The organism is Salinicola lusitanus (genome assembly GCF_003206045.1).
GTDB classification, from domain to species: Bacteria; Pseudomonadota; Gammaproteobacteria; order Pseudomonadales; family Halomonadaceae; genus Salinicola; species Salinicola lusitanus.
The window spans coordinates 266547-292956 of sequence record NZ_PZJM01000006.1 but is presented as its reverse complement, the minus strand read 5'-3'; the positions used below and the strand labels follow the sequence as shown (position 1 = coordinate 292956).

General features: G+C 64.8%; 22 protein-coding genes. 2 read left to right on the top strand and 20 right to left on the bottom strand.

Annotated elements, in window-relative coordinates; all coding sequences use genetic code 11:
- Positions 1–27: 27 nt before the first annotated feature.
- Together aroC and prmB are read right to left on the bottom strand one after the other, a co-directional pair.
- The gene (aroC, locus tag DOM45_RS12500; protein WP_110600983.1) at positions 28–1119 is read right to left on the bottom strand and encodes a chorismate synthase; all 1092 of its coding nucleotides are present in this window, start codon (positions 1117–1119) and stop codon (positions 28–30) included.
- Positions 1120–1152: 33 nt separating this feature from the next.
- Positions 1153–2109 carry a 50S ribosomal protein L3 N(5)-glutamine methyltransferase gene (prmB, locus tag DOM45_RS12495; RefSeq protein ID WP_240612382.1) on the bottom strand — a complete coding sequence of 319 codons (957 nt, stop codon included), beginning with the start codon at positions 2107–2109 and terminating at the stop codon, positions 1153–1155.
- 187 nt (positions 2110–2296) lie between these two features.
- On the opposite strand from prmB, the gene DOM45_RS12490 reads away from it, so the two are divergent.
- Complete coding sequence (locus DOM45_RS12490; RefSeq protein ID WP_110600980.1) at positions 2297–2869, top strand: Smr/MutS family protein; 573 nt, start codon at positions 2297–2299, stop codon at positions 2867–2869.
- A 118-nt stretch (positions 2870–2987) separates the two neighbouring features.
- Here the strand turns inward: DOM45_RS12490 and DOM45_RS12485 are convergent, their stop codons facing one another.
- From DOM45_RS12485 to DOM45_RS12475, 3 genes are read right to left on the bottom strand one after another with little or no spacing between them, the layout of a single operon-like run.
- On the bottom strand, positions 2988–4064 hold the full coding sequence (locus DOM45_RS12485; protein ID WP_110600977.1) for a patatin-like phospholipase family protein: 1077 nt from the start codon (positions 4062–4064) through the stop codon (positions 2988–2990).
- Entirely contained in the window at positions 4061–4942 is an 882-nt protein-coding gene (locus DOM45_RS12480; protein ID WP_110600976.1) for an alpha/beta fold hydrolase, read from the bottom strand. The genes DOM45_RS12485 and DOM45_RS12480 overlap by 4 nt, the downstream gene beginning before the upstream one ends.
- Entirely contained in the window at positions 4939–5745 is an 807-nt protein-coding gene (locus DOM45_RS12475) for an alpha/beta fold hydrolase (protein ID WP_110600974.1), read from the bottom strand. Before DOM45_RS12475 ends, DOM45_RS12480 begins: the two co-directional genes overlap by 4 nt.
- 227 nt (positions 5746–5972) lie before the next feature.
- Between DOM45_RS12475 and DOM45_RS12470 the strand changes: the two genes are divergently transcribed.
- Positions 5973–6920 (top strand): AEC family transporter, encoded by a 948-nt coding sequence (locus DOM45_RS12470; protein WP_110600972.1) that lies wholly within the window; start codon positions 5973–5975, stop codon positions 6918–6920.
- 90 nt (positions 6921–7010) lie between these two features.
- Here the strand turns inward: DOM45_RS12470 and DOM45_RS12465 are convergent, their stop codons facing one another.
- The 15 genes from DOM45_RS12465 to DOM45_RS12395 form a co-directional block, all read right to left on the bottom strand.
- Positions 7011–8588 carry an aldehyde dehydrogenase (NADP(+)) gene (locus tag DOM45_RS12465; RefSeq protein ID WP_110600970.1) on the bottom strand — a complete coding sequence of 526 codons (1578 nt, stop codon included), beginning with the start codon at positions 8586–8588 and terminating at the stop codon, positions 7011–7013.
- A gap of 125 nt (positions 8589–8713) precedes the next feature.
- Positions 8714–9493, bottom strand: a complete 780-nt coding sequence (locus tag DOM45_RS12460) for a FadR/GntR family transcriptional regulator (protein WP_240612381.1) — start codon at positions 9491–9493, stop codon at positions 8714–8716.
- A gap of 78 nt (positions 9494–9571) precedes the next feature.
- Positions 9572–10381, bottom strand: a complete 810-nt coding sequence (locus DOM45_RS12455; RefSeq protein WP_110600969.1) for an NAD-dependent epimerase/dehydratase family protein — start codon at positions 10379–10381, stop codon at positions 9572–9574.
- A 77-nt stretch (positions 10382–10458) separates the two neighbouring features.
- The gene (locus DOM45_RS12450; protein WP_110600967.1) at positions 10459–11739 is read right to left on the bottom strand and encodes a TRAP transporter large permease; all 1281 of its coding nucleotides are present in this window, start codon (positions 11737–11739) and stop codon (positions 10459–10461) included.
- A gap of 4 nt (positions 11740–11743) precedes the next feature.
- Positions 11744–12265: a TRAP transporter small permease gene (locus DOM45_RS12445; protein ID WP_110600965.1), complete on the bottom strand. Its 522-nt coding sequence runs from the start codon at positions 12263–12265 to the stop codon at positions 11744–11746.
- A 70-nt stretch (positions 12266–12335) separates the two neighbouring features.
- On the bottom strand, positions 12336–13337 hold the full coding sequence (locus DOM45_RS12440) for a TRAP transporter substrate-binding protein (RefSeq protein ID WP_110600963.1): 1002 nt from the start codon (positions 13335–13337) through the stop codon (positions 12336–12338).
- Between the two features lie 367 nt (positions 13338–13704).
- A complete protein-coding gene (locus tag DOM45_RS12435; protein WP_110600961.1) occupies positions 13705–15552 on the bottom strand; it encodes a GGDEF domain-containing protein in 1848 nt (615 codons plus the stop codon).
- A gap of 206 nt (positions 15553–15758) precedes the next feature.
- A complete protein-coding gene (locus DOM45_RS12430) occupies positions 15759–17087 on the bottom strand; it encodes an enolase C-terminal domain-like protein (protein ID WP_110600959.1) in 1329 nt (442 codons plus the stop codon).
- A 133-nt stretch (positions 17088–17220) separates the two neighbouring features.
- The gene (locus DOM45_RS12425; protein ID WP_110600957.1) at positions 17221–18351 is read right to left on the bottom strand and encodes an L-talarate/galactarate dehydratase; all 1131 of its coding nucleotides are present in this window, start codon (positions 18349–18351) and stop codon (positions 17221–17223) included.
- A gap of 189 nt (positions 18352–18540) precedes the next feature.
- Positions 18541–19581, bottom strand: a complete 1041-nt coding sequence (locus DOM45_RS12420; protein ID WP_205909450.1) for a LacI family DNA-binding transcriptional regulator — start codon at positions 19579–19581, stop codon at positions 18541–18543.
- A 112-nt stretch (positions 19582–19693) separates the two neighbouring features.
- Complete coding sequence (gene sixA / locus DOM45_RS12415; RefSeq protein ID WP_110600953.1) at positions 19694–20164, bottom strand: phosphohistidine phosphatase SixA; 471 nt, start codon at positions 20162–20164, stop codon at positions 19694–19696.
- Positions 20164–21243, bottom strand: a complete 1080-nt coding sequence (locus DOM45_RS12410; RefSeq protein WP_240612380.1) for an NAD(P)H-dependent glycerol-3-phosphate dehydrogenase — start codon at positions 21241–21243, stop codon at positions 20164–20166. The genes sixA and DOM45_RS12410 overlap by 1 nt, the downstream gene beginning before the upstream one ends.
- A gap of 215 nt (positions 21244–21458) precedes the next feature.
- The gene (locus DOM45_RS12405) at positions 21459–22901 is read right to left on the bottom strand and encodes an NAD(P)(+) transhydrogenase (Re/Si-specific) subunit beta (RefSeq protein ID WP_110600949.1); all 1443 of its coding nucleotides are present in this window, start codon (positions 22899–22901) and stop codon (positions 21459–21461) included.
- Positions 22902–22919: 18 nt separating this feature from the next.
- On the bottom strand, positions 22920–24491 hold the full coding sequence (locus DOM45_RS12400) for a Re/Si-specific NAD(P)(+) transhydrogenase subunit alpha (protein WP_110600947.1): 1572 nt from the start codon (positions 24489–24491) through the stop codon (positions 22920–22922).
- A 383-nt stretch (positions 24492–24874) separates the two neighbouring features.
- A complete protein-coding gene (locus DOM45_RS12395) occupies positions 24875–26335 on the bottom strand; it encodes a protein adenylyltransferase SelO (RefSeq protein WP_110600945.1) in 1461 nt (486 codons plus the stop codon).
- Positions 26336–26410 lie beyond the last annotated feature (75 nt).

Genomic DNA, 26410 nt, shown 5'->3' with positions numbered 1-26410 from the left:
GTCACCGGGCGCGCCAGCCCGGATGCGTCAGCGCTGGCCGAGGCGTGGCGTATCGATGCGGACGTCGCCGTTCTGCCCCCGGTGGCGCAGCAGGTGATCGATCAGCGTCAGCGCCATCATCGCCTCGGCGATCGGTGTGGCGCGGATGCCGACGCAGGGGTCGTGACGGCCCTTGGTGACCACCTCCACCGGCTCGCCGTGCACGTCGATGGAACGCCCCGGCCGGGTGATGCTGGAGGTCGGCTTCAGCGCCAGATGCGCGACGATCGGCTGGCCGCTGGAGATCCCACCGAGAATGCCACCGGCATGATTGGAGAGAAAGCCTTCGGGCGTCATCTCGTCGCGGTGTTCGCTGCCCCGTTGCGCCACGACACCGAAGCCATCGCCGATCTCGACGCCCTTCACCGCATTGATGCCCATCAGGGCGTGGGCGAGGTCGGCATCCAGACGGTCGAAGACCGGCTCGCCCAGCCCCACCGGTACACCCTCGGCAACCACGGTGATTCTCGCGCCGACCGAATCCTGGTCACGGCGCAGCTGATCCATGTAGGCCTCGAGCTCCGGGAGCCTGTCCGGATCGGGACAGAAGAACGGGTTGTCGTCCACCCCCTCCCAGCTCTTGAAGTCGAGCTCGATCGGCCCGAGCTGGCTCATGTAGCCGCGCACCCGGATGCCCTGTTGCGCCAGCCAGGCCTTGGCGATGGCGCCGGCGGCCACCCGCATCGCGGTCTCGCGAGCGCTGGAGCGTCCGCCACCCCGATAGTCGCGGATGCCGTACTTGTGATGGTAGGTGTAGTCGGCGTGCGCCGGCCGGAATTGCTCCGCGATCTTGGAGTAGTCCTTGGAGCGCTGGTCGGTGTTCTCGATCAACAGCCCGATCGGCGTGCCGGTGGTCCTGCCCTCGAACACCCCGGAGAGGATCTTCACCTGGTCGGGCTCCCGGCGCTGGGTAGTATGACGCGAGGAGCCGGGGCGACGGCGGTCCAGATCGACCTGAAGGTCCGCTTCGCCGATCTCGAGTCCCGGCGGACAGCCATCGACGATGGCGCCCAGCGCGGGGCCGTGACTCTCACCGAAAGTGGTGACGGTGAACAGTTTGCCGAAGGTGTTGCCGGACATGCGCGATCCTCAGAAAAGGGTAAAAGCTCGCAATCAGCGCGCTTGGGAAGCGGCGAAAACATCCGCGTAGGTATCGAGATCCTCGGCACTGAGTGCGAAAACGCCTTCGCCCCCGCGCTCGAACTCGAGCCAGAGAAACGGCACCGTCGGAAAGGCCGCCTCGAGGTGGTGCTGAGAATTGCCGACCTCGACGATCAGCATACCGCCGTCGTTCAGATAGGCCCGCGCCTCGCGCAGGATGCGTCGCACGATGTCGAGACCGTCTCGACCGGCGCCCAGCGCCAGGTCGGGTTCGTGGCGATACTCCGCCGGCATCGCTGCCAGATCGCGACTGTCGACATAGGGCGGGTTGCTGACGATCAGGTCGTAGCGCTGCCCGGCGACGCCCTCGAACAGGTCGGAGGCCACGGCACGCACGCGCCGGCCGACGTCGTGGCGCACGATATTGGCCTTGGCCACGTCGAGCGCGTCGACGCTGATATCGACCAGGTCCACCTCGCAGGTCGGCAGGTGAAGCGCGGTGGCGATGCCCATGCAGCCGGAGCCGGTACAGAGATCGAGGACGCGAGCCGGGGGCCTGTCGTCGAACCAGGCCGAGAACCCCTGTTCGATCAGCTCCGCCGTCGGCGAACGTGGAATCAGCACTCGTTCGTCGACCTCGAACGGGAAGCCGGCGAAAAACGCCTCGCCGATCAGGTAAGGCAGCGGCTGGCGCGTCTCGATGCGAGTCCTGACCAGTGCCACGATGCGTTCGCGTTCGACGCCCAGAAGCCGCGAATCGAGCACCGCCGGGTCGACGTCCCAAGGCAGATGCAGCGCCCCCAGCACCAGCGCCACCGCTTCGTCCCAGGCGCTGTCGGTGCCGTGGCCGAAATGGAGGCGGTGGGCGTGGAATTCGCTGGTTGCCCAACGCAGGCAGTCCCGCACGCTGAACAGATCGGCGACGATGGCATCGTCGGCTAGCGTCAGGGTCGACGGCAAACGGGGCATGGACGGGACTCGCATCAGGCTGAAAAACGGACGACGATTGTACCCTCAAGGGTGGCGGGTTCACAGCCGGGCTGATTCATCGCCTACCGCTCCCCGCAGACAAGCCATGAAGCCTGGAATCGTTTACCCTTTGCGCCGCGCGACGATTCCAGCCGACACGACGATGGCAAGCGGAGGTTCCACGGTCATGACTTCAGGCGACGATGACGATCAAAATGCGTTCCGCGACGCGCTGAAAGCGGCCGGCGTCAGGCGGCTCAGCGTCAATCGCGCCGCCGTCGGCAAGCCGCGCCGCAACGACATCAACGCCGATATCCGCCGTGAAGCCGCCGAACAGGCTCCGCCGGTGGTGCAGTCCCAGCTCTCCGACGGTGGCGTCGAGGCCGTCACACCGCACCAGCGGCTGGAATTCGCGATCCCCGACCTCCCCCCGCGCACCTTTGCCAAACTCAAGCGGGGCCATATCGCCTGGGAAGGCGGACTCGACCTCCACGGCCACACCCTCGACGAGGCGCGCCTCGAACTCGAATCGTTCATCGACGACGCCATCGCCAACCGGGTCCGCTGCGTGCTGGTGGTCCATGGCAAGGCCCGTGGCTATCGCGGCAGCGGCGCGGACTACCCGGTGATCAAGAGCCACGTCAATGCCTGGCTCAAGAACTGGTCGCGAGTGATCGCTTTCTGCTCCGCCAGCGAGATCGACGGCGGCACCGGCGCGCTCTATGTCCTGCTGCGCACCCGGGCCGATTCAAGCCGCTGAATCGTCACCTGGGACGCCCAGGGAGCGCGCGGCGAAACAGAGACCTGGATCGAGATTGGGCTCGAGGAAGGGCGAACTCGCGCGACGCACGACTCACCCAGGCGGCCCTGCCGTGTCTTCAACCGTGCCGCTTGGGCGACGACAGCGGCAGCGGCAACCGCCCCTGGGGGTCGCCGCTACTGGAAGGATGGCGGCGGCCGTCGACTGGCTCACCGGCCACCATGGTCCGGTCACGCTGGCGCTCATGGCGATCCAGGGCCTGGGCGGTGAGATAGCGCCCCAGCTCGATCAGCGCCTCCGCCCGATGGAACTCGTAGGCTCCGCAGACGCTCTTGGGCACGTCGATCAGGATATCGGGTGGATAACCGGCGACCTTGTACTTGGCCAGCGCGGCCTGGGTGATATCGAACGAGGCCAGCATCATGTCCAGCTTGCTCCAGGCGCGCTCGGTCTGGCTCGACCAACTGACGTTCTCGGAGGCTTCCTCCTCGTCGCTGAACGAGGAGACCATGCCCTGGACCCGCGTACGCACGTTCTTCAGCCAGCCGCTGAAGCTCTTGCCCTCGGCCTCGCGCTCGATCTCGCGGGCGTGTTCCTGGGCTGCCTGGTCGGCCGGCAGCAACTCCTCCAGCGTCACCGGCCGCGGCGTCTGGGCGGTGGCGTTGACCGCCAGCACCAGATCCGCGTCGACCGACACCGTGGGGATGATCGGGAGCGGGTTCAGCAGCCCGCCGTCGACCAGGACGTGGCCGTTTTCCTGGACCGGGGTGATGATTCCCGGTACCGCGATCGAGGCACGGATCGCCCGCAGCAGCGGCCCGCTCTGGAACCACACTTCGCGCTGCCGCCCCAGGTCCGTCGCCACGGCGGTGAACGGCATCGGCAGATCCTCGATGCGGATGTCGCCGACCAGTGACTCCAGCTTGGTCATCACCTTGCCGGCGCGCATCGCGCCCATGGCGCTCCAGGTGATGTCGACCAGTCGCAGCACATCGAAATAGTCGAGCTTACAGACCCAGTCGCGATAGGCATCGAGCTGGCCGGCGGCATGGATGCCACCGATCAGGGCCCCCATCGAGCAACCGGAGATCGAGGCGATCTCGTAGCCTCGTGCCTCGAGTTCCTCGATCACGCCGATATGCGCATAGCCCCGCGCACCACCACTGCCCAATACCAACGAGACTCGAGGTTTCATGACACGCACTCCCCGACGGTCGATTGATGCCAGCGTACGATTTCGTCCGTCACCTGCGCCACTCTGATTCGTTCCAGATGCAGATGATGACCGCCGGAGACGATGCGTCGTTCGAGCCTGGCGAGCCGACGACAGGCATCGCCGAGGTGCGGCCGCTGGGTCAACACCCCGCCCGTGGCCTGTAACAGCAATACCGGTGCCCGAATCGCGGCGACCGTCTCAAGCATCTGGTCCGGCGTCCAACGCAGCAGCGATGGCCAGGTCAAGCGCCGGTCGGTGCGCCAGCGATAGCGCCCATCCTGCGCTCTCGCCAGGTTCCGCTCGACGATGGGCCGCGCGGTATCCGCATCGATCGGGGTGACTCCGCCCCGAACCCGCGCGGCGACGGCGTCTTCCACGCTGGGATAGCCGCCAGTATCGCCGCGCGACCGAGCGCGTGCCCCCAGCGCCGCCTGCAGCTGTGCCACCGTTTCGGCCGGTTCGTTGGTGGTCGAGGCGAGCCCGTCGATCAGCACCAGCCGCTCCACTCGCGCCGGCATCGCCGCGGCGAGCAGGCTGGCGACCCCCGCACCCATCGAGTGGCCGACCAGCGTCGCGGCGCGTAGATTCAACCCATCCAGCGCCTCGAGCACGTCGGGGACGTAGCCCCACAGCGGGTAGTCGGCGCGCTCGCCGCGATGCGGCGAATGACCATGCCCCGGCAAGTCCAGCGCCACCAGACGGATGCCCAGCTCGTTGACCAGCGCCGGCGCCAGGCGAGCGAAGGACGCGGCATTGTCTAGCCAGCCATGCAGGGCCACCCAGGTCGGCGCGGTTTCGTCGCCCCAGCTCAATGCCGCCAGTCGCCCTTCTCCCAATACCGTTTCTGTCGGTCTCACGCGCTCTCTCCCAACATCTCGCCAACGGCCCTGACGATCGCCTCGCGAGTGGCTTCCGGTTGTTCGAACGGGAACATGTGCCCCCCGGGTACGCAGCGAAGTCGAATGCCCAACCGCTCGAGCGAGCGTCGCCGAACGGGCGTCAGCAGGTCGGACTGCTCACCGGCGATCACCGTCAGCGGCACGGTGAGCTTGCGCAGCACCGACGTCAGATGATCGGGCAGGTGGCGAAACACGGCCGCTTCGGTTCGGGGCGCATATCGCAAACTGGCGGCGCCGCTGTCATCGTCGATCGTGGTAGCCCCGGTGACGTAGTCGCTCATGGCAGTCTCGGTGAAGCGCTGAAACAGCGAGCGGCGACGCAGTGCCGCCGCCATGGCGTCGCGGCTGGGCCAGGTCTCGCGGCGTTTCAGCGTCTTGCCCGCCGGCGTCACCCGGTCGACGAACCCTGTCAGCTTGGCGGCCTTCAACATCCAGGCGTCGCGCCCGAGCAGCAGCGGAGGATCCAGCGCCACCACGGCCCGGAAACGTTGTGGCGCCTTGGCCGCAGCCATGATCGACAACACCCCGCCCATGGAGTGACCCACGGCCACGACCGGCGCTGCCAGCGGCTCGATTGCGGCGAGATACTCCTCGCGAAGCGCCAGCCAGTTGCGTCCGACCGGATAGCGAGGGTCGTGAGCCAGACGATCCAACGGATGCAGTGCGAAACGCTCTGACAACGGCGACAGCAGCGTCCGATAACTGGCGCCAGTGAAGCCGTTGGCGTGGGCGAAGACCAGTGGATAAGGCAGCATCGACATCCAAATTCCCTTAGACTATCGGCTATACATTTTTACCGCTTCATCTTGCCGACGTTATCGTCGACACGCTCGTCGAACGCGCGTTCGAAGCGTTTGCCAAAAAGGATTGTACTGTGTCTCGCAAAGGATCCCATCGCGATACGCGTTTGCGTAACCGATTATTCTGGGCCCTGCTGATCGCCGCGCTAATCGTCGGCTTCTGGCTGGTACGCGGCGGAGAGTGAACGATGGGGCTGCTGGCCGCCTTTACCCACACGCTGGAGATCACCCTCCCCGTCTTCCTGATGGTCTTCTTGGGCCTCGGACTCAAGCGCATCGGCTGGATCGACGCCCATTTCATCACCACGGCGTCGATGCTGGTGTTCAAGGTCACCATGCCGGCGCTGCTGTTCCTCAGCATTGTCAAAGCCGACCTGAACCGTGCGCTGCAACCGGAGCTGATCGGCTACTTCATCGGCTATACCGTGGTCAGCTTCTTCCTCGCCTGGGCCTGGGCGGTCTGGCGACATCCGCGGATAGAGCGCGGCATCTTCACCCAGGGGGCGTTCCGGGCCAACAACGGTATCGTCGGACTGGCGCTGGCCGCCGGCCAATACGGTGACTACGGTCTCTCCGTCGGTGGCGTGCTGGCCGGTGCTGTCATCGTCATCTACAACGTCTTTTCGGTCTTCATCCTGTCGTTCTACAGCGACCAGATCGCCACCGACTTCCGCAGCCTGGCCAAGAACCTGGCCAAAAACCCCCTGATCCTGAGCGTGGTCTTCGCCATTCCGGTGGCGCTGTCGGGCATCGAGCTGCCCGGCTGGGCCATGACCTCAGGCGGCTATCTTGCCGGCATGTCGCTGCCGTTGGGATTGATCTGCATCGGCGGCACGCTATCGGTCAGCGCGTTCAAGCGCAGCAGCAGCATCGCTCTCGATGCCAGCCTGTGGAAGCTGGTCTGGGTTCCACTGCTCGGGATTGCCGGGGCACTTGCCATGGGCATCCGGGGGCCCGCCCTGGGGATCCTGTTCCTTTACCTGGGCTGCCCCGGGGCGGCGGCCAGCTTCGTCATGGCCAAGGCGTTCAAGGCCAACGACAAGCTGGCCGCCAACATCATCGTCATCACCACCTTCGCCTCCATGTTCAGCTTGAGCCTGGGGCTCTTCCTGCTGAAGTGGCTGGCGCTGATATAGCCGGCCACCGCGTTCCTCGAAAAAAATGGGCCGCTCTCTCGAGCGGCCCATTTCACTGGCGTGCCAGGGATCGGCACCCTGGCCGGGGTCTCAGCCCTCGCGCTCCCCGTCCAGCAGCCGGCGCAGCTTCAACGGATTGTCCTCGCGAACGGCTTCCGGCAACAGCGCATCCGGCAGGTCCTGGTAGCAGACCGGCCGCAGGAAGCGGAAGATCGCCGCCGTGCCAACGGAAGTGGAACGCGCATCGGAGGTGGCCGGGAACGGGCCGCCGTGGACCATGGCGTGACACACCTCGACGCCGGTCGGCCAGCCGTTGGCCATGATGCGACCGGCCTTGCGCTCCAGGATCGGCAACAGCGCCCTGGCGGCTTCGAGATCGCCATCGTCCATCTGCAGGGTTGCCGTGAGCTGTCCTTCCAGCGCCTCGGCCACGCGCTTGACCTCGGCGGCGTCACGGCACGCGACGACCAGCGAGGAGGCCCCGAATATCTCGGCCTGAAGCGATTCGTCGGCGATCACGTCTTCCCCAGCGGCCATGAACAGTCCGCTCTGGCACTGGTTGGGGCCGTCGCCCTGCTGGCCCCGCGCGACTTCTTTCACCTTGGCGCTCGCGGCCAGGACACTGACGCCATGCTCGTAGGCATCGTGGATGCCCGGGGTCAGCATCGTCTGGGCGGCGCTCGCCTCAACGGCTTGCGCGGCAGCGTCGAGGAAGGCATCGAGATCCGGGCCCTCGATCGCGATCACCAGCCCCGGGTTGGTGCAGAACTGCCCGGCCCCCATGTTGAGAGAGCCCACGAACGCCTCGCCCAGCGCCTTGCCCCGCGCCTTGAGCGCCGCCGGCATCAGGAAAACCGGATTGATGCTGCTCATCTCGGCGTAGAAAGGAATCGGCTCCGGACGACGCTGGGCGATATCCAGCAGCGCCAGTCCGCCCTTGCGCGACCCGGTGAAGCCGCCGGCCTTGATCCGTGGATCGGCGACCAGAGCCTGGCCGACCTCGAAGCTGGCGTCGTGCAGCATCGAGAAGACCCCTTCCGGCAGCCCGCACTGCTTCACGGCCGCTTGCACCGCGCGGCCGACCAGTTCACAGGTGCCTGGATGCGCCGGGTGTGCTTTCACCACCACGGGACAGCCCGCGGCCAGCGCCGAGGCGGTATCGCCGCCGGCCACGGAGAACGCCAGCGGAAAATTGCTGGCGCCGAAGACGGCCACCGGCCCCAGGGCGATGTGGCGCTGACGCAGATCGACCCGCGGCATCGGCTGCCGATCCGGCAGGGCCGGGTCGACCCGCACGTCCAGCCATTCGCCGGCCCGTACGGTCTTGGCGAACAGCCGGAGCTGGCCGCAAGTGCGCCCTCGCTCGCCCTGGATACGCGCCTGCGGCAGGCCGGATTCGGCCACCGCACGCTCGATCAGGTCATCGCCGATCGCTTCGATCTCGTCGGCAATCGTCTCGAGGAAGCTGGCGCGTGTCTCGAGCGAGGATTCACGGTAGGTATCGAAGGCCGACCAGGCCAGCTCGCAGGCTCGCGAAACGTCCTCCGCCGTTCCCCCTGGGAACTCGGTCGGCAGCCGCTCTCCGGTCGCCGGATTGATCGCCACGATGGGGTCGCGGCTACCTTTGACGGTTTGCTGCCCGATCAATAATTCGCCAGTCAGATTCACGTTACCTCCTGGATAGCGCTTGAATGTGCGGACGCCAATGCAACGCCGCCACCCTCCTGGCGAGGGCGATAGGCGCGGATGGACTGCAGTTGGCCAGCCCGGACACCGGTCCGGGCCGGTGGGCGTCACGCTTGGGAATGATCCTGATACGCGGCGTAATTATCGTACGCCCGCTGAAGATGACGATGCATGGCATTGCGCGCGGCTTCGGCCTCGCCCGAGACGATGGCCTGCAGGACCTCGGCGTGCTCACGCGCAACCCTTTCAAGATAGTAAGATACGGCTTCCGGGTCGAGTTCCACGGACAGGAGTTTGGTGCGAGGGATGGCGCCCTCGTGGAGCTGGTCGTACAGCGACACGAAAAACGGATTGTGAGTGGCCTCGACGACCGCGCGATGAAAGACATAATCCTCGTGACGCGCCTGACTGTCGGTCTTGCAGGCAGCCAGAAACCGTTCGTGGGCCGATTCCAGCGCCGCGACATCGTCCGACGTATGCCGCTCGGCCGCCAGCGCTGCGGCCTGGGAGTCCAGCGTGATGCGCATCTCCAGCACGTGCAGGATGTCCTCCACCGTGGTGGCACTGATGCGACGCGCAGGAAAGTGGTGATCCGGTGCGGAGCGCAGCACACGCGTACCGATACCGCGACGCGTCTCGACCAGCCCCATCGACTTGAGATGAGCGATCGCCTCGCGCACCGCCGTCCGGCTGACACCGAACATGTCGCACAGCTGACTCTCGGTCGGCAACTTGTCCCCCACCGCGATCCGCTCCTGAGTGATCAGCGCCTCCAGTTGCCGGGCAATCTGGCGCGAAAGACTCTCCTGAGACGAGATACGCTTGATCTCCCAAGCCTTGGTCTGCTCCATCGTGCTGCCTACCTTATCGATTTTCTTGTCCGACATCCGAATCACTCGGACATCGCCAGCGCTGTATGACCTTCGAGACCATCAGCATACCAGTTCGATCTGGCGGCCACGGGCTCATGTTTCGTCGTCGGGATGCCCCAGGGTGACGAATTTACCCCCTTGGCGGACGACCGCCGGGTCCTGCGGATCCTGGGGCGCCTGGCGGGCCTGGGCCTCCACCTCATCACGCCACGGAGACGAACTCTCTTGCGGCACCCAACCGAGAAACTGCGCATGGCGGTTGTCCCACCAGCGTTCATCGTTGTCCGAAACCCCGTAGATCACCGTATGACCCAGCCGTGGTGCCTGGAAGGCGCGCTCGAGTAGCGCCACGAAGTCCTCGGTTCCCAGCCAAGTGGCCAGCATCCGGGTATCCTTGGGCCGGGGAAAGCAGGAGCCGATACGAACACTCAGGGTCTCGATCGCGAACTTATCGAAATAGAGACTCGCCAGATCCTCGCCGAAGCACTTGGAAACGCCGTAGAGCGAATCCGGCCGGTGGGGAACCTGGGTATCGATGTGCGTCGCGCGTTCGTAGTACCCGATGGTGTGATTCGAGCTGGCGAACACGACTCGCGGCCTGCCCTGTTGGCGAGCTGCTTCATAGAGATTGTAGACGCCGATGATATTGGCCTGGAGGATACCTTCCCAGGGCTTCTCCACCGAGATGCCTCCCAGGTGGACGACGCCATCGCAACCGTCGACGAGCCGGGCGACGGCCTGGGCATCCGACAGCTCGCAGGAAACGAGTTCCTCGTGATCGGCCGCACTGCCCAGATCGGCGATATCGGACAGGCGTACCTGTCGGGCCAGCCGGGAAAAATGAGGGCGGATCGCTTGACCCACGCCACCGGCGGCGCCGGTGACCAACAGTCGGTTCAACATCGGTCGACTCCTCGAGTCAGATCATTCACAGGATGTCCAGGGCCCAAATCGGGTCGGGCCTGACGTGGGAAACGGGATCACTGTAGCCAGTTCGGCAGCGCCAACGACACGGCGGGGACATAGGTCACCAGCATCAGTACCACGAACAGTGCCAGATAGAACGGCCAGATGGTCTTGACCGTCTGCTCGATCTTGATCCCGCCGATGGCGCTGCCGACGAACAGGCAGCCGCCGACCGGGGGCGTGCAGAGCCCGATTCCCAGGTTCATCATCATCAGGATGCCGAACTGGATCGGATCCATGCCGAACTGCTGCGCCACCGGCAGGAAGATCGGCGTGCAGATCAGGATCAACGGCGCCATGTCCATGATCATGCCAAGTGCCAGCAGCAGCAGATTGAGCATCAACAGCACCACCACCGGATTGCTGGAGATGGAGGTCAGCGCCTCGGCGAGCAGCTCCGGCACGTTGTAGAGTGCCAGCAGGTAGGAAAATGCCGAGGCACAGCCGACCAGGATCATGACCAGCGCGGTGGTCTTGACGGCCTGGTAGACCGCTGTCTTGAAGGCCGACCAGCGCAGCTCCCGGTAGACCAGGCCGGTAATCACGATCGCGTAGATGGCGCCGAACGCCCCCGACTCGGTCACGGTCAGGATGCCGGAGAGCACACCGCCGACGATGATCACCGCCGTCAGCAGGCCCGGTAACGAGGCGAAGAAGCTGACCACCAGCGCCGCCCAGCCCGGAAACGCCTCGCCACCGTAGCCCCGCTTGACGGCAACGAGATAGGCCGCCACCGCCAGGGCCAGACACATCAGCACCCCCGGCACGATGCCGGCGACGAAAAGCTGCGTCACCGAGACACCCCCGCCGGCGGCCACCGCATAGAGGATCATGTTGTGGCTCGGCGGAATCACGACACCGGCGATGGAGGAAGTGACGGTGACGTTGACCGCATAGTCGGTGTCATAACCCTTCTCCTTCATCACCGGGATCAGGATCGAGCCCAGCGCGGACGTGTCCGCGACCGCCGACCCGGAAATGCCGCCGAACAGCATCGACGAGGTGACGTTGACCATGCCGAGCCCGCCGCGCATGCGCCCGACGGCCGCCGAGGCGAAACGCACCAGCCGGCTTGAGATTCCGCCATGGAGCATCAGCTCGCCGGCGAAGATGAAGAACGGAATCGCCAGCAGCGAAAAGACGGAGATTCCCGACACGATACGCTGGAAGCCCACGAACAGCGGCAGTCCTTCGTAGAGAAAGGTCACGATCGAAGCGAGTCCCACGGCGAAAGCGATCGGAGCGCCCACGATCAGGCCGAGCAGGAAAACACCGAAGAGTATTGCCAGTCCCATGAATTCAGCTCCCCGCCCGCGGGTTCGAAAACCATCGCTTGATGAGATTGGCGCCGGTGAAGATCACCAGCAGTACACCACACACGACGAGCGGCGCGGCTCGCCAGCTCTCCGACAATCCGATCATCGGGATCGGCCGCCCCGCGTTGTTCATGACCATCAGCCCGCCCTGCCACGCCATGAAGGCGCCGAACAGGATCACGAAGCCATCGGCGATGGCGTGCATGATCGCGCGGGGTACGCGGGGCGCGCCCTCTCGCAGGAAATCGATACTCAAGTGGGAATTGAAGCGCACCCCGGCCGCGGTGCCGAGACAGGTGATGTAGACGACGATCAAGAGCGACGACTGCTCGATCCAGGTCGGTGTGTCGTTGAGCACGTAGCGCCCGAACACCAGCCAGCCGAACGAGAAGATGAGAAACACCAGCAGAATGCCGGCGACGATCAGACACAGACGTGCCAGACCATCCAGCACCCTGTCCGATGTCGAGCCAGGGGCGGAAGCCGAATCCGGAACCTTGTCCACGTGGGTTGTCCTATCGATGTCGAGAGCGAGTGGCGAGCGCCGGTGACCCGGCCCCGCCCCCCTGCAGTTGTCACTGGGTGTTGCGGATATCGTCGATCAGCGATTCCAGGTCGGGATGCTCCTTGATGAATGCCTGATAGATGGGCTCCATCCGAGCTTGAAACGCACTCTTGTCCTTGACTTGGTTGACCTTCACGCCCGCTTTCTCGACGATCTCGCGACTCTTCTCGACTTGCTCCGCCCATAGTTTTCGCTGCTCGGTGGCGGCGTTCTCCGCGGCGGTGCGCACGATCGACTTGTCCTCGTCGGAGAGTGCGTCCCAGCTCGTCTTGGCGATGCACAGGCACTCCGGAATGATCAGGTGATCGGTTTCGGAGAAGTACTTGGCGACTTCGTAGTGGTTGCTGGATTCGAACGACGGGAAATTGTTCTCGGCACCGTCGATGACCCCGGTCTTGAGAGACTGGAAGACCTCACCATAGGACATCGGCGTGGCGTTGCCGCCCAGCGCATCGACCATCTGCACGTACAGGTCGTTGTTCATGACCCGCAGTTTCAGCCCCTTGACGTCGTCCGGCTCCTCGATCGGGTGGTCGGTATCGTAGAAGCTTCGTGCACCGGAGCCGAACCACGACAGCGCGATCAGATCCTTGTCGGCCAGCGCGTCGGCGAAGCGCTTGCCGATGTCCCCATCCATGACCCGGTACATCTGGTCGACGCTGTCGAACAGGAATGGCAGCGATAGCACGTCGGTTTCCGGCACGATCGGGCCCATCGGCCCCATGTTGAAATTGCCGAAGTCCAGCGCCCCGCTGCGCGTCTGATCGATCGCATCCGGCTGATCGCCCAGCACCGCATTGTTGTAGACGCGCGGATTGACCCGGCCTTGCGTCTTGTCGGAGACCTCGTCGGCAAAGGATTTCAGCGCCAGCGAGTTGGGATAACCATCGGGGTGGACGTTCCAACCTCTCCAATCTTCCGCCGAGGCACTCGCGGCGACGCCCATCAGCGCACCGGCGGTCAATAGCGCCGTCAGCGGCACGGTCATTCTCGAGAAAAGAGATTGCGGCATGATCTGCTCCTGTAGCGATGGGTCGCCTGTTTGTTATCGTTTCACAGGCTGCCATACATCATACTTAGAACAATATTAGACTTTGGGATCGCAGACGAATGTCTGATAATTCATTGTCATGAAACAAAATTTTGTCTCTAAATTATTACTTAAAATGACAACTTCATGATTCTTTTCGTTAACCGAGAAATCGAACTGGCATTTCAGGTGACGCGGATTTCGATTCTCGAAGGAGAGAGATGTGGCGCCTCCGAGGCGACTCCTTCCCACTCTCTCCAGATCAAGAATCGCGCCCCCTGCATCAACGCATCAGTGAGGGGCGCCTGGGATCGAACGACCGTCCGGCGATCAGGTACTGCCTCGCCGGTCACCCCTGCCCCGCCTCCGCCCGCGGCGGCTGAGCATCGCCGCTCGCACCGCACCGCTCGCGACCGGAATCCGCCTCCTGCAGGGACGGCGCGGCCGAGGCCGAATAGATCGCCACCGCACTGCGCCCGCCACGCTTGGCGCGGTAGAGCGCTTCGTCGGCCAGTCGCAGCAGGCTGTCTGGACTTGCACTGTGCACCGGGTAGCTGGCGATACCGGCGGAGAAGGTGACATGGCCCAGGCACAATTCGCCACGCTTGAGCGGCGTCGCGAGGAGCCGCCCCAGCAGCCGCTCGAGGCGCTCGGCCAGCGCCGCCGGCGAGGCGTGGGAAAACAGCGCGAACTCCTCGCCGCCCAGGCGGCAGACGCTCTCGCCGACCTCATGGTGCGCCTTGAGCAGCCCGGCCAGGGTCACCAGCACGTTGTCGCCGGCGTCATGCCCGAAGCGATCGTTGATCCGCTTGAAATGGTCGAGATCGAGAATCGCCAGTGTCAGACACTCGCCGCGTGATACCGCCCGCCGGCACGCCTGGGCGTAGGCGGCGTCGAAGTGACGACGGTTGTAGAGCCCGGTCAAGGCATCGCGATAGGATAGCCCCTCGAGCTCCTCGACCAGTCGTGCCAGCTCCTCGGTGCGCGTTGTCACCTGCTGCTCCAGCGTCTCGTGGGAACGGGCCAGCTCACGATGGACCCGATGGTAGCGGTGCAGCGAGATCGCCACGCAGGAGAGTGAGAAGGCCAGAGAGCCGAAACTCAGCGGTATCGGTTGCCACGAGATGAAGCCGTGGGCCACCAGCATATCGGCCAGCAGCAACGGCGCGAACAGCGCGAAGCAGAGCACCACGGTACGCTGGGTACCATCCAGCGCGCGCCACTGCCATAGCGCCAGTGCCAGCATCGCCGGCAGCGTTGCCACCAGCAGGCCGTCGAAGATCGGAAAGGTCAGCGACAGATTGATCACATTTCCCTGGACCAGCCCCAGCACCAGCACCACGTAGGCGAGATGCAGCGCCCACAGCCGCTGCATCCAGCGCCGCGGACGGCCCTGGAGCCAGTGGGCCAGGATCAACCCGGTCGCCACCGGCAGCATGTAATAGCTGAAGGCCCTGACCAGATCCCATCCCAGCGGGTTGCCGGCGATCAATTGCCGTGCCGGCGCCTCGGCCAGCAGCATCAGCCCCGAGGCGCCGGCGAACAGCGCGATGGCACCGAAGCTGCGCCGCTCGACCCCGCTGGCGGCGAAGATCGCGGCGAACACCGAGAGCGCCAGGGCTAGCGCGCTCACCGCCACGTCCCAGGCCGAGCGCCGGATGATCTGACGATAGGCCTCTCCGCGCTCCATCAGGCGCACCTGGCCCCATAGGCCGATACTGGTGTAGTCGGAGAAGATACGCAGACAGAGGGTCTGCCCGTCGAAGTCCTGAGGCAGCGCGATCATGTGCCAGGGCCAGCCGGCAAAGGCGATCCCGTCGCCCTCGTCGAAGTCGCCGTGCTGGTAGATCAGCCGGTCGCCGAGATAGACCTGTGCGATCAGATCGATGCTGGAGATGAACAGCACCGGATCGTGCCATTGGTTGCCCGGCAGGCGCAGGCGAAACCACACCTTGTCGCGACCGTCACGCGCCGGAGGGTCGGCGGGAAAAGCAATCGGCTGCCAGCCGGGGGCAGCGGGGTTCAGCCAGGCAGGCAGCCCGGCGCTATCCTGCGGTGAATCGCCCCAGCGGTACTCCCAACCGCTGGGCTCGACACTCGGTATCTCACCCTCGGGCTCACGCGTGGCCCAGCTCCAGGCCACGAATATGCCGATCAGCAATACGCACAGGCCGGTCACGGCACCGATCACGCGCATGATGAGCTCCTACCGCTCAGGGGAACTCATAGTGTCATGAAACCAAGTGTCAAGTTAAGTATCTAAAGGTAATTTAGCAGTACCCTCCTCTCTCCTCTGACGCCCTCGTCCTGCCCGCTACCCTGCCTGATGCCCGCTTCCGGCTCCTCCTCGGCCATTGATGCAGCGCGGCCGGCGCAGGCCCACTCCGAGCTGATACAGCCGACTCAACGCACCAGCGCCGGGCGCTTGGGATCGAACGACCAGCCATCGATCAGGTACTGCATCGCCATGGCGTCGTTACGGCTGCGCACATCGAGCGACTTGTAGAGCGCGTGGGCCTTCTCCACCTGGGCCATATCGAGCTTGACCCCGAGCCCCCCCGTCTTCGGCACTTTCAACTTGCCATCCCGAATTTCGAAGGGTCGCTCGGTCAGGCGTTGCCCATCCTGCCAGATCCAGTGGGTATCGATGGCCGTGATATTGCCGGGGCAGGCTGCTGCCACGTGGGTCATCATCGCCAGGGAGACATCGAAGTGATTGTTGGAGTGAGAGCCCCAGGTCATGCCCCACTCGTCGCACAGCTCGCCGACCATGACCGCGCCCTGCATTGTCCAGAAGTGGCAATCCGCCAGGGGGATGTCGACCGCATTGAGTGCCACCGCATACTGCAACTGCTTGAAATCGGTGGCGATCATGTTGGTGGCGGTGGGTAGCCCGGTACGTTTCTTGAACTCGGCCATGGTCTCTCGACCCGACCAGCTATCCTCCTGGCCACAAGGGTCTTCGGCGTAGCTCAGAATCTCCTTGATCGGCTCGAGAATCCTGACCGCCTCGTCGAGCTTCCAGGCCCCGTTGGGATCGAGGGTCAGCCGCGCCTCGGGGAAGACGTCGTGCAGCGCTCGAATGCAATCGGCCTCCTCCTCGCCGCGCAGGACGCCGCCCTTGAGCTTGAAGTCCCTGAAGCCATAACGCTCATAGGCCGCCTTGGCCAGATTGGCCACCGCGTCCGGCGTCAGGGCTTCCCTGCAGCGCACCTCGTCCCAGGCATCCGCCGGACTGTCGGCATTGGGATATGGCAGATCGGTCTTGCCCGGATCGCCGAGCAGGAACAGATAGCCCAGCGCCTCGACCTCATCGCGCTGACGCCCGAACCGCCCCAGCAGGTCGGCGACCGGCTGACCGAGCGCCTGACCGTAAAGATCGAACAACGCCGATTCGATGGCGGTCAGGACATGGACGGCGACGCGCAGGTCGAAGGTCTGGCGGCCCCGCTCCTCGCGGCCGTTACTGGCCAGCAGCCGCCGCGCACGATTGAGCGTCTGCTTGACCTCGTTGACGCGAGCCCCCTCGACCAGGGAACGGCACTGCTCGAGTCCCTTGAGGATGCCCTCGCTGGAGGGAATCTCGCCGACGCCCTGATTACCGGCATCATCCTCGAGAATCAACAGGCAGCGAATGAACCAAGGTGCGTGGCCGCCGCTCAGGTTGAGCAGGAAGCTGTCGTAGCCGGCGACCGGCATCACGGTCATCCTGGTAATCTTGGGGAAACTCATATCGCACTCCTCGATATTCAATCGTTTCAAAAACGCCGCAGCAGTCCGCGCGCAAGATGAAGCGCAAGGCGCCCGGCGCCCCGGCACCGGGCGACGCGGCGATTCACCTGCGCAGCTATTGATTCCGGCTTTGCTAGCCGCGCTTGCCGAACTCGGCGCTAGCCACCGTCCACCGACGTGCCTGCTCGGTCAGCGTGATGCCGAGCCCCGGCCGATCCGGTACTCGCATGCGACCGTCACGGGTCTCCAGGCTCTCGTTGAACAGCGGCTCGAGCCAGTCGAAATGCTCGACCCACGGCTCGGCCGGATAAGCGGCCGCCAGATGCAAGTGAATCTCCATCGCGAAGTGCGGCGCCAACTGCAGACCGGCGGCATCCGCCAGCGTCGCCAGCTTGAGGAACTGGGTGATCCCACCGATGCGTGGCGCGTCCGGTTGAATGATGTCGGCGCTGCGATGCTTGATCAGCTCCATGTGCTCGCCCACACTCGCCAGCATTTCTCCCGTCGCGATCGGCGTGTCCAGCGCGCTGGCCAGCGCGGCATGCCCCTCCACGTCGTAGGCGTCCAGCGGTTCCTCGATCCACACCAGATTGTAAGGCTCCATGGCCCGGCCGAAGCGCAGTGCCGTGGCACGATCCCACTGCTGGTTGGCGTCGATCATCAACGGGACGTCATCGCCCAAGTGCTTGCGCACCGTCTCCACCCGCTGCAGGTCGAGACGCGAGTCGGGCTGGCCAACCTTGATCTTGATGCCCTTGATACCGTTCTCGAGCGAGCGCGTGGCGTTCTCCTTGACCTCCTCGATCGGCGTGTGCAGAAAACCTCCCGAGGTGTTGTAGCACTGCACGGAGTCGCGATACGCACCCAGCAGCTTGGCCAGAGGCAGTCCGGCCCGCCTGGCCTTGAGATCCCACAGCCCGACATCGATGGCGGCGATCGCCTGCGTCGACACTCCGCTACGCCCCACCGACGCACCGGCCCAGACCAGTTTCTGCCAGAGCTTGCCGATGTCGCTGGGGTCCTCATCCAGAATGGCCGGAGCGATCTCCTTGGCGTGGGCAAACTGACCATCCCCCCCTGCGCGCTTGGAGTAGCTGAAGCCGATACCTTGATGACCGTCGCGGGTTTCGATCTCGGCAAACAGAAACGAGACCTCGGTCATGGGCTTCTGGCGACCGGTCAGTACCTTGGCATCACTGATGGGAGTCGCCAGTGGCAACCGCACATGGGAAAAACGGACCCAGCGGATCGAATCGCTAGACATTCGGATTCCTCGTTATCGTAGCTGGGAGGCTTGGCTCCCGAGGGTCTCGACACTGCGAATGATTGCGCTATCACTACAGCATTCGAGTCTTGGACAAGGAAATGTTAGCGCAATCAGTTTGTATGACAAAGCGTCACGGGAGCGGCTTCGACCAAAGGATGAAAGGCGCACCTGGCGGATTCTGGACGGTCAGGTGGTGTCGCGATCGATGATTTCGAAGCCGACATCCTGTGATTGGCCCGCGCGCTCGAACGTCGGCTGGGCCATCCGCTGGAGCAGATGCTCGGCCGCGCGCAGGCCGATGGCGGCACCGTCGATACGCACGGTGCTCAGCGCCGGGAAGCTGGCACCCGCATAGCTACTATCGCCAAACCCCATGATCGCCAGTCGATCCGGCACCGCCAGCCCGCGACTCTGCGCTTCCGCCAGCACACCCAAGGCAAGGATATCGGAACTGCAGACGATCGCATCGAGCGAATGGCTATCGAGCAACTCGGCGCCCATGCCTCGCCCCCAGGGCATGCTCGAGGGTGTACCGACCTCGCGCAACTGATAGGTGCCCTCGCCCGCGCCCTCGAGCCCACCGATGAATCCGGCGACGCGGCGCCTGCCGCGGGAATCATCCGCGCTGATGAGCCCGAACCGGCGATAGCCACGTGCCAGCAGGTGCTCGGCCACGGCACGCCCCACCGCTTCATGGGAAAACCCGACCAACATGTCCACCGGGTCGTCGCTCATGTCCCAGATCTCGACCAGCGGCACCTTGGCCGACAGGAGTCGCTGACGCGTCAGCGCCGAGTGACGGCAGCCGGTCAGCACGATCCCGTCGGGCCGGCGGCTCAGCACGGTCTCGAGAATCGTCTCCTCCTGTTCCGGCGTGTAGCCGGTCAGGCCCAGCAGCACCTGATAACCTTGCGGGGCCAGGACGCCCATCACCGTCTGCACCACCTCGGCGAACAGCGAGTGCGCCACCGTCGGCACCAGCAGCGCCACCAGCCGGCTGCGGCTCGACGCCAGTGCGCCGGCAACCCGGTTGGGCACGTAGCCGGTCTCCAGTACCGCCCGCTGCACCCGCAGCCGCGTGCTTTCGCTGACCAGCTCCGGCCGATTGAGGGCCCGCGACACGGTCATTGGCGCCACGCCCGCCACCCGCGCCACGTCGGTCAGACGTGCGCTGCCGGTGGAGCGGGAAGAGCGCCCCCTGGTGCTGTTATCGTCCATGGCTGTCATGACTCATTCGGCGGCCTATCGATTCCGTGGATCGCACGGGGCTATCTCGACAGTGAACGGGGCTATCTCGACAGTGAATAGAGGCTGGAGATCCCGGTGTACCACTCGCGCCTCAAGCATGTGGAGGCCCGACGAAGGCCCTCGACGTGGCGCAGCCCGCCGCCCAGACATCGGCCTCGAGCAGCGCGATGCCGGCGGTCGGAAAGGCGATGCCGGCACCAGGGGAGCCCTCGACCAGCCGCCCGACCAATGCGCCGACCAGCGGCATATGGCTGACGATGATCAAGGGTCGCGACAACTCGAGTGCCGTCAGTCGTTCGACGAGGGCATCGACATCGTCATCCGGCGTTATCGTGTCCACGGTCTCAAGGTCGCAACGCGTCGCCTCGACCACGGCCTGCGCCGTCTGCTGGGCGCGATCGTACGGGCTGGCCCACACTATCGCCCCCTGCAGCTCGGGACGAGCGGCCAACCATCGCCCGGCGCCCTCCGCCTCGCGTTCGCCACGCGGGGTCAATCGACGCTCCCGGTCAGGACGCCCGGGCCCCGCCTCGCCATGTCGCACCACCGCCAGCCAGCCCATCAATCGTTGTCCGGCGCGAGGTCGTGAGCGCGGGAGACCGCCTCTCGCGACAGCATGAACTCGACGTCGCTGCTCTGCTCGCTCTCCATCAGCGCCTTGGCCATGTCCTTGGCCGGGATACCGCCGAACATGACCTGGTGGAGTCCCTGGGCCAGCGGCATGTAGATATCCTCCTGGCGGGCTTTCTCGCACACCAGCTTGACCGTGTTGACGCCTTCCGCCACCTGGCCGAGCACTTCGATGGCGGAGTCGAGATCGTGTCCCTGGCCCAGGGCATAGCCAACCCGGTAGTTGCGCGACAGCTCGGATGAGCAGGTCACGATCAGGTCGCCGACGCCGGAAAGCCCCAGAAAGGTCATCGGATTGGCGCCAAGGGCCACCGCAAAGCGGCTCATCTCGGCCAGCGCCCGGGTCATCAACATGCTGCGGGTATTCTCGCCCATGCCCAGCGCCGCCGCCATGCCCGCGGCGATGGCGTAGATGTTCTTGAGCGAGCCCCCGAGCTCCGCGCCGTAACGATCGTTGCCCGCATAGACGCGGAAGTAACTGCAGCCCAGCGCCGCCTGGACGTAGGCCCTCGTCACCGGGTCGTCGCTGGCGATCACCGTGGCCGTGAGATGCTTCTGGGCGATCTCCGCAGCCAGGTTGGGGCCGGACAACGCCCCGATATGCGACGAGCCGGTCTCCTCCTCGATCACCTGGCTCATCAGCTTGAAGCCGTCGGCCTCGATCCCCTTGGTGGTACTGACCAGAATCTGCTCCGGCCTCAGATGCGGGCGCACCTGCTGAAGCACCTGGCGGAACGCCTTGGAGGGGATCGCGATGAACACCACGGCGGCCTCGGCGACGGTGGTCGCCAGATCGGTGGAGGCCACCACTGCCGGATTGATCGGATAGTCCGGCAGATAGCGGCCATTTCGGTGCTCACGGTTGATCTGATCGACCAGGGCCTCGTCGCGCAGCCATTGACGAACCTCGGCGCCATTGTCGGCGGCGATGCTGGCGATGGCGGTCCCGAAGCTGCCCCCGCCGAGTACCGCGACCTGCATGCGTTGTTCTGACCCGTGCTTGTCTGACATGGTCGTTCCATTGACGATGAGCGATACCCACAGTGTAACGAAAAAACGCCCCGAAAACGGGGCGTTGCTCTTGCCAAATCAGCGATATCGACGGCAGGTCGCGGTCGCCAGGCCTGGCACCAAAGCCGGGCTCGGCCATGTGTCGTCAAGGATCGGCCCGCCTCTCGACCAATCCTTGCCTCCCGGTTATCGCTTGCCGACGCTGCCGACATGACCTAGTCGATCATCCCCACCAGTGAGTCGATGCTGGCGCGGGCATCGCCGTAGAGCATGCGCGTGTTGTCCTTGAAGAACAGCGGGTTCTCGATACCGGAGTAGCCGGTGCCCTGGCCTCGCTTGCACACGAACACCTGCTTCGACTCCCAAACCTTCAGCACCGGCATGCCGGCGATGGGGCTCGCGGGATCTTCCTGCGCCGCCGGATTGACGATGTCGTTGGAGCCGATGACGATCACCACGTCGGTGGTGGCGAAATCGTCATTGATCTCGTCCATCTCCAGCACGATGTCGTAGGGCACGCGGGCCTCCGCCAGCAGCACATTCATGTGCCCCGGCAGGCGGCCGGCGACGGGATGGATACCGAAACGTACCTCCTTGCCCGCCGCCCTCAGCTTGCGCACCAGATCGCTCACCGCGTTCTGGGCCTGGGCCACGGCCATGCCGTAACCGGGGACGATGATCACGCTGTCGGCATCGTTGAGCGCGCTCGCCACGCCACCCGTGTCGATGGCGATCTGCTCGCCCTCGATCTCCGCGGCCGGCCCCTGGGTCCCGCCGAAGCCGCCCAGAATCACGCTGACGAAGTTGCGATTCATCGCCTTGCACATGATGTAGGAGAGAATCGCACCGGAGGAACCGACCAGGGCCCCGGTGACGATCAGCAGATCGTTGGAGAGGGTGAAACCGATCGCCGCCGCCGCCCAGCCGGAGTAGCTGTTGAGCATCGATACCACCACCGGCATGTCGGCGCCGCCGATGCCCATGATCAGATGCCAGCCGATGAAGAACGCCAGCGCCGCCAGCAGCAACAGCGTCCAGAAACCGGCACCGTTGAAATAGGCGATGGCCAGCAGCAGGCACAGCGCTACCGCGCCGGCGTTGAGCAGATGCCCGCCGGGCAGCTTGTGCGGCTTGCCGCCGATCCTGCCGGCCAGCTTGCCGAACGCCACCACCGAGCCGGTAAACGTTACCGCACCGATGAACACGCCCAGCACCACTTCACCCTGCAGGAAAGCGAGTTCCGCCGGCGTCTTGTGGGCCAGGGTCGCGGCGAACGCCGACAGCCCGTCGAAGGAGACACCGGCGGCCTTGATCGCCATGACCCGGGCGCGTTCCAGCTCGGCGTTCCAGCCGATGAACACCGCCGCCAGCCCGACGAAGCTGTGCAGCGCCGCCACCAGTTGCGGCATCTCGGTCATCTCGACCTTGCGTGACAGCCAGGCGCCGACCAGACCGCCGACCAGCATCATCGGGATCATCCAGCCGTAGCCGCCGATCAGCGGCCCCAGGGCGGTGAAGAACACTGCGATCGCCATCCCGACGATACCGTACCAGACCGCGCGCTTGGCCTTCTCCTGATTGCTCAACCCGCCCAGGGAGAGGATGAACAGGACACTCGCCGCGATCGCCGCGGCGGAAACGAACTCATGTTGCAACATTGCCTTTCTCTCCGCGGGTCAGGATTTCTGGAACATGGCGAGCATGCGACGGGTCACCAGGAAGCCACCGACGATGTTGATCGACGCGATCAGCACCGAGACGGCCGCCAGTAGCGCCACCAGCCCACTGCCGGAGCCGATCTGCATGATCGCGCCCAGGATGACGATGCCGGAGATCGCATTGGTCACCGCCATCAACGGCGTATGCAACGAGTGACTGACGTTCCAGATCACCTGGAACCCGACGAAGCAGGCCAGGACGAAAACGATGAAGTGCTGCATGAACGACGCCGGCGCGACCATCCCCAGCAACCACATCAGCACGCCACCGGCGACGAGAATGCCGATCTGGCGCTTGCTCTGGGCCAGGAATGCGGCGTGATCGGCCGCCTTCTTCTCCTCCGGTGTCGGCTCCTTGACCTTGGGCTTGGGCTTGGCAGCCGCGATCGCCTTGACCTTGGGCGGGGGCGGCGGGAAGGTGACTTCACCGGCGTGCGTCACCGTGGCCCCACGAATGACGTCATCCTCCATGTCATGGACGATGACGCCATCCTTCTCCGGCGTCAGATCGGTCAGCATGTGGCGAATGTTGGTGGCGTAGAGCAGCGAAGCCTGGGTCGCCATGCGCGAGGGGAAATCGGTGTATCCGACCACGATCACGCCGTTGTCGGTGACGATGCGCTCGTCGGGTACGGTCAGATCGCAGTTGCCGCCCTTCTCGGCGGCCAGATCGACGATCACCGAACCGGGCTTCATCAGCGCGACCATGTCCTCGAGCCACAGCTTGGGTGCCGGCCGGCCCGGGATCAGCGCGGTGGTGATGACGATGTCCACTTCCGGCGCCTGCTCGCGGAACAGTGCCAGCTGCTTGTCACGAAACTCGGGGCTGGAGGGTGCCGCATACCCGCCGCTGCCCGCGCCATCCTGGCTATCCTCGAAATCGAGGAACAGGAACTCGGCGCCCATCGACTCGATCTGCTCGGCGACTTCCGGGCGTACGTCGAAGGCGCGCACCACCGCGCCCAGGCTGGTGGCGGTACCGATCGCCGCCAGACCGGCGACGCCGGCGCCGACGATCAGCACCTTGGCCGGCGGCACCTTGCCCGCTGCCGTCACCTGGCCGGTGAAGAAGCGCCCGAACTGATTGCCGGCTTCGATCACGGCACGGTAGCCGGCAATGTTGGCGGTGCTGGAGAGCGCGTCCATCTTCTGGGCACGCGAGATCCGCGGCACCATGTCCATGGCGACCACCGTCGCGCCCTTGGCACGGCAACGCTCGAGATTCTCCTCGTTCTGCGCCGGCCAGAAGAACGTGATCAGCGTCTGCCCTTCCCTTAGCCGCTCGGTCTCCTCGGCCAGAGGCTCGCGCACCTTGATCACCACCTCGGCTTCGCGCCAAAGGGCGGCAGCGCCTTCCACCACGCTGACACCGGCATCGCGATAAGCCTCGTCGCTGAACCCGGCCAGCACGCCGGCACCGCTCTCGATCAGGCACTCATGCCCCAGTTTCTGTATCTGCTGCGCACTCTCGGGCGTCAGCGCCACCCGCGCCTCTCCCTTGGCGAGCTCCTTCGGCGCCCCAATTTTCATTCGTCGTTCTCCCGATGATCACCCATGTGTCGAGATTCCTTCTTTCGTATATCGCTCAACGATTCCCGATGACCGGTTCGCCGATGACGCAGCGGCCCAGTGCCCGGCAGCGATGAGCCAGGCAGAGAAGGCAACGATCATCGGGTTGAGCGTTGTGGATAGGTACGACAGTTTTCCGGCAAGAATGGAGGCGAATCAAGTAATTAGGAGAAAAACCAACCCGATCAATATTTTATGGCAGGCATAATGAATGCGTTATGTTTAAAACCGCCAACAACCGCTTGTTTTCAATATTAAAAAATGAACGTCACATTTTCGTTATCCAACTTATAACGAATGACTTATCACCGATAATGCCGGTGGAATCCACCGGCACCTGGCCATCAGGACGAACAGGAGAGGCATACCGGTGGCGCGCTCGCCGCCGGTGCCTCGGCCCAGATATCCATGCCGGGTCGACGATTGAACGGCGATGAAAGCAGCTCGCGAAACGTGGCGAGTGGACGAGTGTCGCCCTCCTCCGCTGCCTCGATCACCTGTTGCGCCAGATGGGTGCGCAGGACATAGAGCGGATTGACACGCCGCATCGCCGCCAGACGCTCGGTCTCCCCGCGGTGCTCGCAAGCCAGCCGCTGATGGTAGCGCTCGAGCCAGGGACCGAGCGCGGGGCTGTCGAACTCCTCGGCCAGTGACAGGCCACCGACCACATCCCGGTCACTCAGTGCGCGAAAACTGCGATGGAAATCGGCCCGCGAGCGCTCGAGCAGGTCGAGCCATTCGTCGATCAGTTCACCGTCGCTCTCCTGCTCGGTCTCGAGCCCGAGACGCCCCCGCATCAGGATGGCGTAGGCTGCCTGCAACGTGGGCTCGTAGCTGTCGAGCATTTCACGCAGCCGCGCCACTTCGATCAAGGGCGTCAGTGATTGCCCCAGTACGGTCAGGTTCCACAACGCCACGCCCGGCTGCTGGTCGAAGGCGTAGCGACCCGAGGCATCGGTATGGTTGGGAGTCAGATTGGACTCGAAGCGATCCATGAACGCATAGGGACCGTAGTCCAGCGTCAGTCCCAGAATCGACATGTTGTCGGTGTTCATCACCGCATGCACGAAACCGTACGCCTGCCAGCGGGCGACCAGTTCGGCGGTGCGGGTGACCACGTCCTGGAACAGCGCCTCGAGCGGCGCCTCCTCCTGGGCCAGGTCTGAGCGGTGGCGATCGATCAAGTGGCGCATCAGCCGCTCGATGTCCTCCACCCGCTGCTGCTGGTAGAGCCATTCGAAGTGACCGAATCGGACGTGACTCTCGGCCAGCCGCAGCAGGGTCGCGCCCGGCTCGACACGCTCGCGCATGACCTTCTCGCCATTGATGGCGACGGCCAACGCCTGAGTGGTGGGGATCTTGAGCCCGGTCATCGCCTCCCCGGCCAGATATTCGCGGATCGAGGAGCGCAGTACCGCGCGGCCATCGCCGAAACGCGAGTAAGGCGTCTGGCCGGCACCCTTGAGATGCAGGTCGATCGGCCCCTGCGGCGTCATCGCCTCACCCAGCAGCAACCCGCGGCCGTCGCCGAGCGCTGGGTTGTAGGTACCGAACTGGTGGCCGGTGTATTTCTGGGCCAGCGGCTCCATGCCGTCCAGCAGGCGCTCACCGCTCATCAGGGCTGTCAACCGCTCCCGATCGATATCGTCCACATCCAGCCCCAGCCGCGCGGCGCCCGCAGGGCTGACGTCGAGCAGCCGAGTGTCGCGCCAGGGGGTTGGGTTCACCCGGCTGAAGAAGTCCTGGGGAAAGCGAGACCAGACATTGTCGAAGGTCAGTGACTCGAGGGATGTCGCGCTGGCCATGGCGGCCTCCTCGGGTTGGCGGGGATTGGCTGTAGTCTAGCCCAAAAGAGCGGTCACACACGAACCGGCGCTACC